Origin of the sequence: Polaribacter sargassicola (assembly GCF_021991835.1) — a bacterium.
GTDB classification, from domain to species: Bacteria; Bacteroidota; Bacteroidia; order Flavobacteriales; family Flavobacteriaceae; genus Polaribacter; species Polaribacter sargassicola.
On the sequence record NZ_JAHDAU010000004.1, the window covers coordinates 25,672 to 38,449 of the forward strand.

The following is a 12,778-nucleotide window of genomic DNA, read 5'->3' on the forward strand; positions in this document are numbered from 1 at the left end:
CATAGTTACAAAAACGTGTACTATCATGATTTACAACCTCTTATAGAACAAAAAAAGATGAAATAATTTTAACTTAAAAAAAATTCTTAATCTTTTATCAACCGAAAAATAAAAACGTTTTTAACCGTTTCTTTATTTCTAAAAATTGGTATGGTTTCTATTAAATTAAATTGATTGTATTTATCGTCATAAATTTCTTTTGGATTTTTATAATTTCTACTATCAGTAATATACAGAACTTCATTATTTATTAAAGGTGGATTTTTTTTATTAATCCAAAAATATTTATGAATTTTTGGCAACTCTCCTACTCCATAAACCAACATATTATTGGGTCTTGCAAAATAATAATCTATATGTGCTGCAGGATACCAATTATCAGAAATTATTGGCAAACTGGTTAATTTATTTTCTTGTAAAACTTCTGTTACTTTTTTAGCCGCTTGTTGCCAACCGTACAAATCCATCAATGCATCTTTTCTACCTAAAGTTTCTTTTGTTTTTGATGGTTTAAATGGCAAAATCCATCCATTATTAATTTCTAAAGTGATAAAACTTAGCAGAATTACAAGAAAAGTAAAACCTCTTATTAGGTTTCTTTTGATATTTTTTTTTGATGAAACATACATCGCTAATAAAGGTAGCAGCGTTATGTAAGAAACACCAGACCAATGTGGCAGCGTATCTCTAGAAAAAGATAAATAAACAGTTGTTGCTATTAGCGGAATTGTAAACAACAAAAAGAAATATATTTTTTGCTGATCAAAAAGAAACTTTTTCTTGATTATAGCAACCATCATTAAAATGATAGCCACAAAAATATATGGATTGTTATAAACAATTTGTCCTACAATTTCTCTTAGAAAAGAATCTTTATTAAAATGCAAACTAAATAAAGAAACTCTATTATTATGGAATTTATAGCTAATAAAATCGTTTTGATAATTCCAATAATAAATAATTGCAACTGCTAAAATCGGAAAAATAAAAGCAACATAAAACTGCCATTTTTTCAACCATTTTCTATTAAAAAGTATTACATACAAACCAACACCAAACAATAAATACACCGCTTGATATTTAGAATAAATAGCCAAACCAATACATAAAAATCCTAAGAATAATTTTAGTAAATTTTCTCTTTTAGGTTGATAAGGAATTACTTGCATTAAAAAATAAAAAGCCAACAACCAAAACAGAACCATAGGCGCATCTGGCAAAATAAAAGTTCCAGAAATAATTAACCCATAAATACTAATGTTGTAAAGCAATACACTTATAAAACCAACAAAATCGTCTTTTAAATATTTTCCTATTAAAAAAACAATATACATGGCAATACTTGTAGGTAAAATTGAAGCTAATCGTATGGTTAGTTCAGAATCGAAATACAAATTTGCAGTAAAAAACTGAATGAAAAACCCAACCATTGCTGGATGATCAAAATGACTAATATCTGGGTATTTGGCATACAACCAATAATAAACCTCATCATTACCAAACTCTAATTGGCTTGCCCAAAAAAGTCTAAAAACAGTACTTATTATGATTAAAACAAAAACTGATTTTTTATACGATAACTGCATTAATAAATACTTTTAGGCTTGCTAAAAATAGCCATACTTGTAATACCTATTAAAATACCAATAAAAGAACCTACAAAAATATCTACCAAAAAATGTTGAGATAAATACACTCTAGAAAATCCGGCAATAATTGCTAAAGAAATCCACAAATATTGCGACTTACATTTGGCAAAATACAAACACAAAATAGTAAAAATAGCAAAAGCGGTTGTTGTATGTCCAGACGGAAAAGAGTTCATCATTGCTATTTTTACTCCGTCTATTAAATGTAAATTTTCTTCACCTAAAGCAGCTGCAGGTCTTAATGTTCCTTTAAAAAGGATTTTTTTGAATAGATGAGTTATCAACAAAGTTAAAACACCACTTACTAGAAACACGTAAGTCATTTTTCTTTTAATAAAAAAGAACGCAACTCCTAAAATTGCAAAAATTACTCCATCACCTAAAAAAGTACTGTATTTAAAAAGAACATCAAAAAAAGAAGAATGAAACTGATTTATTTTTAAATGCAATGTAGATTTATTAAAAAACATAATAAAAGCTAAGGATACTAAAAAAAACAAGCTGTAAATAATTATAATTTCTTGCTTTATATCTGACAAAATTAAGAATAGATTATCTTTAATTTTTAAAAGTTTTTTAGACGATTTGTTACTAGATTTTTTACTTAATCGTCTGTTTAAAAGTATTACTTGTTGCATTTTGTATTGGTTAAGTTATAACCTAAAACTATTTTACCTATATAATAGTAACATTAAAACACCTTTAAGTCTATATAAATAATTAGAATACAATTAATTGAAAAACAATGTTTTCTTAATTTTAACAAGAGAAAACTTAATATAAAAAAAACTAAACTTTTGGTTTGCAAATAAAAAAAATAGCATAAATTTGCAACCGCTAAATTAACCTCTGACGAAGAAATCGTGAATGTTAGTTTACAACAAACTAATAATTTATAAGATATGGAATCTTTAGTAAAATTTGTACAAGACGAATTTGTAACAAAAAAAGAATTTGCAGAATTTGCAGCAGGTGATACAATTACTGTGTATTACGAAATTAAAGAAGGAAACAAAACTCGTACTCAGTTCTTTAGAGGTGTTGTTATTCAAAAAAGAGGTGCAGGAACTTCAGAAACTTTTACAATCAGAAAAATGTCTGGTACTGTAGGTGTAGAAAGAATTTTCCCTATAAACTTACCTTCTATTCAAAAAATTGAAGTTAACAAAAGAGGTAAAGTACGTAGAGCTCGTATTTTCTACTTTAGAGGTCTTACTGGTAAAAAAGCTAGAATTACTGAAAAAAGAAGATAATATCTTTTATTCTAAAATATTAAAAAGGCGTTGTAAAATTTACAACGCCTTTTTTAGTATAAAATACACAATAACAGATTATATCATCTTTATATTTCATTTTATCAAAAAAAACGTCTCACTTTCTCTTAAAAATTTATTTTTTACAACTAAAAAAATAGTTTTAATTGTTTTTTACAGTGTTTAAAAATTAATATTTTTCTATTAATTCTCATAATTTTATCATAATTCAAACAAAAAGAGCACTTTAACTATTCTTTTTTTCTTAGCTTTGGTATAAACCACCTAAACTAAAAGCTAATGTCTAAGAAAAAAATTGCTCTATTTTCAATTATTGCCATAATTGGAATCTACTTAACTTATAATTATTTTTCCATCGCTTCAAACGATGAAACCTATTTAACTGCAAAAGTTACAAAAGGAACCTTTATAAATGAAGTTTTTATTTCTGGAGAAGCACAATCTACAAGTTCTATACAAATTAATGGCCCTAGTAATGCAATGAGGTTTGGTTTGTATAGTATAAAGATTCAAGATTTAGTACCCGAAGGTACCGTTATAAAAAAAGGTGATTATATAGGTAAACTTGATGTTTCTGAACTTAATGGTAAAATTTTAGATGCTCAATTAAATTTAGAAAAAGCAGAATCTAAATACACACAACAGCAATTAGATACTACTCTTAGCTTAAAACAAGAACGTAACTCTATTAAAGATTTATTATTTGATATTGAAGAAAATAAATTAGAGTTTAAACAATCTCAATACGAAGCCCCTGGAATAATTAGACAGTTAGAAATTAAAATTGAAAAGTTAGAAAGAGATTTAAAAGAAAAAACAGAAGATTATTCTATCAAAAAAAATCAGGCAAATGCAAAAATGATTGAAGTTGGTACAGAAGTATCTAAAATAAAAAAACAAATAACAGATTTATTAGACCTTCAGAAAAATTTTACCATCCATTCAAAAGATGAAGGTATGGTAACTTATGTGAAAGAATGGAATGGAGTCAAGAAAAAAGTAGGTTCTACCATTTCTCCTTGGGAACCCGCAATTGCAAGTTTACCAGATTTAACCAAAATGGAATCGAAAACTTATAGCAACGAAGTTGATATTAGAAAAATTAATAAAGGCTTAACCGTTAAAGTTGGGTTTGATGCTTTTCCTGAAATTGAAATAGACGGTGTTGTAACAGAGGTTGCTAATGTAGGAGAAACAAGAGCCGGATCTGATATTAAACTTTTTCAAGTTTTGATAAAGCTTAATGGTACCAATAAAAATATTAGGCCTGGTATGACAACTGCTAATAGAATACTCATAAAAAAAGTTGATAATGTTTTAATGATGCCTTTAGAAGCCATTTTTTCAAAAGATTCAATTAGTTATGCTTATGTAAAATCTGGTTTATCTATAGAAAAAAAACAAGTTGACCTTGGACTGTCTAATAACGAAACAATTATTATTAATAAAGGATTAAAAGAAAATGATTTGGTTTTTTTAAATAAGCCAGAAAATTTAGAAGATAAAAGTATAATACCTTTAGAAAAATGATAATTGATAAAATACTTTTAGAAAAACTAAAATCTAACTTTCAAGAAGCTTTTTGGTTTATTAAAACAAACAAAGTACGTACATTTTTAACAGCATTAGGTATTATTTTTGGTGTTGCTTCTGTAATTACAATGTTAGCAATAGGTAACGGAGCTGAAAAAGAAATACTATCTCAGTTAGAATTAGTTGGTGTAAACAACATTGTAGTTACCCCAATACCTGATGAAAAAAATGATAATCTTAGTGAAGACGAAGAAGAATCTAACAAAACAGAAAGTAAACGATTCTCTAAAGGTTTAGATTTATTAGACGTTAAAAATATAAAAAATCAAATTCCGAGTGTTAAAATTGTTAGTCCAGAAATTATATTAAACACTTATGTAATTAATAATGGAAGACAGCATTCTGTAAAATTAATAGGGATTACAAATGATTTTTTAACAACATCAAACATTCACTTAGAAAAAGGAAAAATATTTTCTAACTATCAAATAAAAAATGCCTTACCAGTATGTATTGTAGGTAAAAAGGTTGAAAAAAAATTATTTACTGGAGAAAGTGCTATTGGTAAACAAGTAAAGGTAAAAGATGTATGGTTACAAGTTATTGGTGTTATAGAAGAAAAATTAATATCAGATAAAGCGCAAGAAAACTTAGGTATTAGAGATTTAAATGAAGATATTTATATACCAACAAATACTTTTTTAGTTAGATACAAGGATAGAAAAATAATTGTAGATGATGTAAATGTTAAAAACACAAACAATAACGGACCTAAGAAGAAAAATTATAGAGGTAATTATCATCAAGTTGATAAATTAACTATTCAAGTTTTTAATTCTGATGAATTAAAAGCAACCGCAGAAGTTTTAAGTAAAATGTTAGTTCGTAGACATAATGATATCTTAGACTTTGAAATTAGTATACCTATTCAATTATTAAAACAACAACAAAAAACCAAGCAAATTTTTAATATAGTATTAAGCATTATTGCAGGAATTTCTTTACTAATTGGAGGAATTGGAATTATGAATATTATGCTTGCTTCTGTACTAGAAAGAACCAAAGAAATAGGAATAATTCGTGCTATTGGCGCAACAGAAGAAGATGTTATTTTACAATTCTTATCAGAATCGGTGCTTATAAGTGTTGGTGGCGGAATTATAGGAATCATTTTAGGCGTTATTGGAGCTTACGTTATAGAGATATTTTCTGGTATAGAAACTATTTTATCACTAAGTTCTATTTTAACTTCTTTTTTTATTGCCGTTATGGTAGGGCTTACTTTTGGTATTTTTCCTGCTAAATCTGCTGCTAGAAAAAGACCTATAGAAGCCTTAAGATCAGAATAAAAATGAAAAATTGTTGTAAAATAACCTATTTAAAAATGAAAAAGATACTTATCCTATTTGCTTTATTATTATCATATTCTACTTTTAGTCAAAGACAAATTACTCTAAAAGAAGCCATTAATATTGCACAAAAAAACTCTCCAGATTATCAAACGATATTAAATCAGAATCAATCAAGTTACTGGAGGTTTAAAAATTATGAAGCTAGTTTTTTACCTCAATTAAGGTTAGACGCAACAATACCACAATATTTAAATTCTGTAAACAGAATTACAAATGATAGTGGACAAGATATTTTTGTAAGATCTAATCAATCTAGATTAGAAGGTAATCTTTCCTTAAATCAAAATATTGCATTAACCGGAGGTACAATTTCTTTTAGCTCTCAATTAGAAAGAGTTGATGTTTACGGAGATATTAATTCAACTGGTTTTGCACTTACTCCTTTTTCTATAAATTATAGTCAAAACTCTCTTTTCTACAATCAATTTAAATGGGATAAAAAAATTGAGCCAATGCTTTATGAAGAAGCTAAAAGAGAATTAATAGAAAATATGGAACAAATATCTTTAAACACAGCTACAAGATATTTTGCGTTATTAAAAGCACAAGTTCAAACCAGAATCGCAATTTCAAATTTATCAAACCAAGATACATTATTTAAAATATCTAAAGGAAGATTTAAAATGGGAAAAATTGCAGAAAATGATTTATTACAAATAGAACTTTCTGTTTTAAACTCTAAAAATGAATTAACCACAAACGAAATTAACTTAAAAAAGACCTCACAAAATTTATCTAGATACCTATCTATAGATACAGAAAACTTTTTACTAAGTATACCAAAAGAACTATCAACATTTACAGTTACAGTAAAAAAAGCTTTAGAAGAAGCTAAAGAAAATAGAAAAGCAGTTATAGAGTTTAGGCGAAAAAGATTAGAAGCAGAAAGAAATGTTGCAGAAGTAAAAGGTAATAATAGAATACAATTAAGTTTAAACGCAAACTTTGGTGTATCTCAACAAGGTAATGTTTTTAATGAATTATTTAAAAACTACAACCAGCAACAATATGTAACATTATCTTTAGGAATTCCTATCTTAGATTGGGGAGTTTCTAAATCTAGAAGAAAGTTGGTAGAAGCAAATAAAGATTTAATAAACACAAATATAGAACAAGACAAACAAGAATTTGAACAAGAAATATATTTACATGTATTAAATTGGCAAAATCAACGTAATTTTTTAGAAACTGCTGAAAAAGCACAAGAAATTGCTATTAGAAGGTACGATATCACTAAAAAGAGATTTGTTCTAGGTAAAATTACAATAACAGATTTAAATTTAGCACTTCAAGAAAAAGATAAATCTGTTTTACAATATTTAAATTCTCTAGAAAAATTTTGGTTAGATTATTATACTTTAAGAAAACTTACACTTTACGATTTTATAAAAAATAAAAAAATTGAAGTAGAAGATATTATTTATAATTAAATAATGTATTTTTGTTTATTATATTTAAATATAAATTAAACAAAATGATTAAGGAAAAATATTTTCTTTTTTTTGCATTCATATTCTCCATTACTATTTTCAGTCAAAATAAACATACCATTAGCGGTACTGTTTATGATGATAAAAGTAATGAGACATTAATAGGAGTTTCTATTTTTTTCCCTGAAGTTAATACGGGTACAACCACTAATGAATATGGTTTTTACTCAGTTACTTTGCCAGAAGGAACATACAAAATGCAAATAAGTTATTTAGGATATTCTACAATAGTAGAAACTATAAACCTTAATAATAAAATTACTCAAAATTTTAAATTAAAAGAAGAAACAGAAAGTTTAGAAGAAATAGTTATAGAAGGTAATGTAGAAAAACTAAATGTTAGAACACCTCAAATGAGTGTTAACAAACTTACATCTGCAACTATTAAAGAAATTCCTGTTGTTCTTGGGGAAGCAGATATTATTAAATCACTAATCCTATTACCAGGTGTAACAAGTGCTGGTGAAGGCGCTTCTGGTTTTAACGTTAGAGGTGGTGCAGCAGATCAAAATTTAATTTTATTAGATGAAGCAACCGTATTTAACTCATCTCACTTATTTGGTTTTTTCTCAGTATTTAATCCAGATGTTATTAAAGATGTAAAATTGTATAAAGGCGGAATTCCTGCTAAATATGGCGGAAGATTATCTTCTGTTTTAGACATCTATCAAAAAGAAGGAAATAGTAAAGATTTTAAAGTTACTGGTGGTGTAGGGTTGGTTTCATCAAGATTATTAATTGAAGGTCCAATAAAAAAAGAAAAAATATCATTTCTAGTTGGTGGTAGATCTTCTTATGCACATTTATTTTTACCTCTTTTTGATAACGATAACAAGGCCTATTTTTATGATTTAAACACAAAATTAAATTATAGAATAAATGATAAAAACAACCTGTTTTTCTCTGGCTATTTTGGTAAAGATGTTTTTGGTATTAATGAAAGTTTTGTAAACGAATACGGAAATAAAGTAGGTAACTTACGATGGAATCATCTTTTTTCAGACAAGTTATTCTCTAACTTATCTCTTATTTATTCTGATTATTTTTATGGTTTAACCCTAGATTTTATTGGTTTTAAATGGGATTCTGGTATTACAAACTATAATATTAAATACGATTTTAAACACTACATTAATAATAACTTTAAACTTAGTTACGGAATTAATGATATTTATAGCAAATTTAATCCTGGAGAAATTGAACCAAATAGAGACGATTCTGGTATTGTTGCCAATAAACTAATTGATAAATATGCCAATGAATTTGCGGCTTACATAGATGCAGAGCATAAAATAAATGATAAATTAAGATTGCAATACGGAATTCGTTTTAGTAATTTTACAAGATTAGGGCAAGATGAATTAAATATTTATGCAAATGATGAAGCTGTAATTTACAATAGCGAATTTAAAAAATATGAATCTGCAGATGCTATTGGTACAGAAACTTTTAAAAGAAGCGATGTTATAAGTAGTTTTAATAATTTAGAGCCAAGAGCTTCAATATCTTACACAATAAACGATTATACTTCTATAAAAGCGAGCTATAATAAAATGGCTCAATATTTACACTTATTATCTAACACCTCATCTCCTACTCCTTTAGATGTTTGGACTCCTAGTGGTAAATACATAAAACCTCAACTACTAGATCAATATGCTATTGGTTATTTTAAATCTTTAAAAGAAGGAGATTATACCATAGAAACAGAAGCTTTTTATAAAGACATTCAAAATAGAATAGATTATATAAACGGAGCTAATTTAGTTGCTAATGATGAAATAGAAACCGTTATTTTAAACGGACAAGCAAGAGCTTATGGTTTAGAATTGTTAATTAAAAAAAACGAAGGAAGATTTAAAGGATGGTTTTCTTATACGCTATCAAAATCAGAACAATTAACAAAAGGTAGAACCGCTATTGAACCTGGTATAAACGGAGGACAATGGTATAATACTCCGTATGACAAAACACATGATTTTTCTATAAACGGAAGTTTTGATTTTAATGATAAATGGAAATTTAATGCCAACTTTGTATTCCAAACTGGTCAACCTACTAACTACCCTGTTGGTCAATATGAAATACAAGGCCTTAATGTACCAATTTATGATGATAATAGAAGAAATGCAGATAGATTACCCGCATATCATCGACTAGATATTTCTGCCACATTAACACCAGAAAAAAATAAAAATAGAAAATGGCAAGGAGAATGGGTTTTTGGTTTTTACAACCTTTACGGCAGACAAAATGCTGCTTCTATCAGTTTTACTCAAAATAGCGAAACTTACAGAAATGAAGCCATACAAACCTCTATTTTTGGTTTAGTACCATCGGTTACTTATAATTTTAACTTTTAATCTCTATTATTAATCAGATGAAAAAAATAAAAATAATTTTTATCCTTTTTATATTCATTTTCTCTAAATGCGAAAAAGTAGTAGAGATTGATGTACCTTCTATTCAGCCAAAATTAATTATTGATGCAGCTTTAGAAGTGTATTTTAACCAAGACAGTATAACAACAAACTCTAACATAAAACTTTCTTTGTCTTCAGATTATTTTGATGAAGAAATACCTGCTGTAACAGATGCTACAGTTTTTATAACAAATTTGGCAGACAATACTATTATTAACTACTCTACCATAGATGATGAAGGTAATTACAAACCAACTTCTTCTTTTATACCTGCTAATGATGTAGAATATGAATTAACTGTTATTTATGATGATGAAATTTATAAAGGTAAAGCCACTAAAGTAAAATCTACACCATTTACAAGTGTTGTACAGGGTGATGAAACCTTATTTTCTGGTGAAGAAACCGAGTTAAAAATATCTTTTGTTGATGAACCTTTAGTAGAAAATTACTATTTATTTAATTTTGATAAAAATCTTTACACAACCATTGATGATACTTTTTTTGATGGTGCAGAATATAATTTTTCTTTTTTTTATAGTGAAGATGAAGTTGATTTACCAGAAACTGTAAATTTAAAAATATTAGGAATTACAAAAGAATACTATACCTACTTTCAAATTTTAAATAGTCAAAGTGGCGGAAGTGGTGGTGGACCTTTTGAGTCTATACCATCTTCTTTATTAGGTAACATGATTAATACCACACAAGAAGAAAATTTTCCTTTAGGATATTTTCATATTGCAGAAACAGATGTTTTTACACTTGAATTGGTTGAAAAAAATTAAATTATTTTTTTAAAACTAACCTTGCGTTAGGGATTGAAACGGCATCCTTTTTTTATTTTTCTTAAAAAAAGATACAGTGTAAAGCCCGTTAAAACGCCCAAAAAAATAATCTAACATTAAGACATAATTCTGTATTTTTGGCCCATGAATTTTATAAAAACTACAGAACAAGATTCTAAATACAATCATCTAGAAAAGATGTCTGTATCTGATATCTTAAATAATATAAATAACGAAGATAAAACTGTTCCTTTAGCAGTAGAAAAATCTTTACCACAAATAGAAATCTTAATTAAACAGATTGTAAATAAATTACAAAATGGTGGAAGACTTTTTTACATTGGTGCAGGTACTTCTGGTAGATTAGGTGTTGTAGATGCTTCTGAATGTCCGCCAACTTTTGGTGTTTCTAACAATGTAGTAATTGGTATTATTGCTGGTGGAGATATTGCTATTAGAGAATCTGTTGAGTTTGCAGAAGATTCTATAAAACAAGGTTGGTTAGATTTAAAAAAACATAATATATCTAGTAAAGATATTGTAGTTGGTATTGCTGCCTCTGGCACAACACCTTATGTAATTGCTGCTTTAGAAAAATGTAATAAAAACAATATTACTACAGGTTGTATTTCTTGTAATAAAAACAGTCCTTTATCTAATACAGCCAATTTTCCTGTTGATGTTGTTGTTGGTCCTGAATTTGTTACAGGTAGTTCTAGAATGAAAGCTGGTACTGCACAAAAGCTAGTTTTAAACATGCTTTCTACTGCTACTATGATTCAATTAGGAAAAATTAAAGGCAATAAAATGGTAGATATGCAACTCTCTAACAACAAATTAGTAGAAAGAGGCCAAAAAATGTTAGTTAAAGAACTAAATATAGACATAAATGAAGCTAGTAGTCTTATTGATAAATTTGGCAACGTAAGAAACGCTATAAAAAACTATAAATAATGAGCACTAATTTAAACTTACTAGGTAAAGGCATTAAATATTTAAGCTTATTATTAATATTATACATAGCTTCTCCGATAGTGCTTACGGTAGGTTTTAAGGCTTTAAAAAATTATAAAGACACTCCAGAAGAGTATATATCTTATATTATTTTAAGTATTGCTGTATTACTAGTTATTTTTTCGATTTATTTCTCTTTTAAAACATTTAAAATTTTATTGAGAGCCATTTTTAATAATTAGTTAAAAGAATAATGCAAAAATCAAATGGTATAATTGTTATATTGTCTTACCCAGATACAGTTGTAAGACCTGCTTATTGGGAACCTTCTAGTAAATATTTACCTTTACTTGGTATTGGAGGTAAACATGCTGTACAAGCTGGCCATGCTGCTTTATTGTTAATTAAAAAAAATACTTCTGAAATAAATTATTACGATTTTGGTAGGTATATTACTACTTATGGAAATGGACGTGTAAGATGCAAAGAAACAGATCCTGATGTTCTTATTTCTATAAAAGCTACTTTTAAAGACGGTAATTTATCTAACTTAAAAGAAATTTTACTTTGGTTAGAAAATCATCCAGAAAAAACACATGGTGATGGACGATTAGTTGCGAGCATTCACAGTGAAATTGATTTTGAAAAAGCTCATAATTTTATTTATCAATTAATCAATCAAAAAGAAATTCCTTACGGAGCTTTTATTAAAAAAGGAACAAATTGTGCAAGATTTGTAACAGATGCAATTATAGCATCTTCTGTAAATAAGAAAATAAAGTATCAATTAAAAAAATCGAATACTCTTACGCCTAGTCCTATAGGAAACGTTATAAAAGGAAACTCTACCAATAAAATTTATACTGTAAAAAACCAAAAAATTACTCCTTATAAAAACAGATCTGTTATTAAAGAATATAAAACAGCATTCTTTAAAAAGTTTTATGGAGAACCTAATTTAGAGGGTACAGAATACCCCAATTATAAAGTTTTTAACTTAAAAAATGGTCATTGGCTTGGTGGAATTGGTAGCGGAGCTTGGTTTAAAATTGAAGAACAAATAGATAAAACTTCTTATAAAATATCTAGATATAATTCTACTGGATTAAAAGATTTTGAAGCTGTTTTTATTGTTGATCAAAAATGTTTTAATCATCAAAAAGAACATAAATTTATACATCCTACCAATTGTAAAGAAGCAATTATTAAACAGAATCAAAAAATTTATACTTTACAAAAAATAAGTTAAATAAAC

General features: G+C 27.0%; 11 protein-coding genes. 9 read left to right on the top strand and 2 right to left on the bottom strand.

Annotated features, from left to right (window positions below):
• Window positions 1-86: 86 nt before the first annotated feature.
• Window positions 87-1,586: an ArnT family glycosyltransferase gene (locus KI686_RS07720; protein WP_237588703.1), complete on the bottom strand. Its 1,500-nt coding sequence runs from the start codon at window positions 1,584-1,586 to the stop codon at window positions 87-89.
• On the bottom strand, window positions 1,586-2,287 hold the full coding sequence (locus KI686_RS07725) for a phosphatase PAP2 family protein (RefSeq protein WP_237588704.1): 702 nt from the start codon (window positions 2,285-2,287) through the stop codon (window positions 1,586-1,588). Before KI686_RS07725 ends, KI686_RS07720 begins: the two co-directional genes overlap by 1 nt.
• Window positions 2,288-2,551: 264 nt before the next feature.
• On the opposite strand from KI686_RS07725, the gene rplS reads away from it, so the two are divergent.
• The 9 genes from rplS to KI686_RS07770 all read left to right on the top strand — a co-directional run bounded on the left by rplS (window position 2,552) and on the right by KI686_RS07770 (window position 12,772).
• On the top strand, window positions 2,552-2,902 hold the full coding sequence (gene rplS, locus KI686_RS07730) for a 50S ribosomal protein L19 (RefSeq protein WP_237588705.1): 351 nt from the start codon (window positions 2,552-2,554) through the stop codon (window positions 2,900-2,902).
• 300 nt (window positions 2,903-3,202) lie between these two features.
• Complete coding sequence (locus KI686_RS07735; protein WP_237588706.1) at window positions 3,203-4,453, top strand: efflux RND transporter periplasmic adaptor subunit; 1,251 nt, start codon at window positions 3,203-3,205, stop codon at window positions 4,451-4,453.
• Window positions 4,450-5,805, top strand: coding sequence for an ABC transporter permease (locus KI686_RS07740; RefSeq protein ID WP_237588707.1), 1,356 nt, complete (start codon window positions 4,450-4,452; stop codon window positions 5,803-5,805). The genes KI686_RS07735 and KI686_RS07740 overlap by 4 nt, the downstream gene beginning before the upstream one ends.
• Window positions 5,806-5,840: 35 nt before the next feature.
• Window positions 5,841-7,298 (top strand): TolC family protein, encoded by a 1,458-nt coding sequence (locus KI686_RS07745; RefSeq protein WP_237588708.1) that lies wholly within the window; start codon window positions 5,841-5,843, stop codon window positions 7,296-7,298.
• Between the two features lie 44 nt (window positions 7,299-7,342).
• The gene (locus tag KI686_RS07750; protein WP_237588709.1) at window positions 7,343-9,721 is read left to right on the top strand and encodes a TonB-dependent receptor; all 2,379 of its coding nucleotides are present in this window, start codon (window positions 7,343-7,345) and stop codon (window positions 9,719-9,721) included.
• A gap of 17 nt (window positions 9,722-9,738) precedes the next feature.
• Window positions 9,739-10,569, top strand: coding sequence for a DUF4249 family protein (locus tag KI686_RS07755; RefSeq protein WP_237588710.1), 831 nt, complete (start codon window positions 9,739-9,741; stop codon window positions 10,567-10,569).
• A gap of 144 nt (window positions 10,570-10,713) precedes the next feature.
• Window positions 10,714-11,523 (top strand): N-acetylmuramic acid 6-phosphate etherase, encoded by an 810-nt coding sequence (gene murQ / locus KI686_RS07760; protein ID WP_237588711.1) that lies wholly within the window; start codon window positions 10,714-10,716, stop codon window positions 11,521-11,523.
• The gene (locus KI686_RS07765) at window positions 11,523-11,765 is read left to right on the top strand and encodes a DUF6095 family protein (protein WP_237588712.1); all 243 of its coding nucleotides are present in this window, start codon (window positions 11,523-11,525) and stop codon (window positions 11,763-11,765) included. Before murQ ends, KI686_RS07765 begins: the two co-directional genes overlap by 1 nt.
• Window positions 11,766-11,776: 11 nt before the next feature.
• Entirely contained in the window at window positions 11,777-12,772 is a 996-nt protein-coding gene (locus KI686_RS07770) for a DUF6695 family protein (protein WP_237588713.1), read from the top strand.
• The last annotated feature ends 6 nt before the right edge of the window (window positions 12,773-12,778 follow it).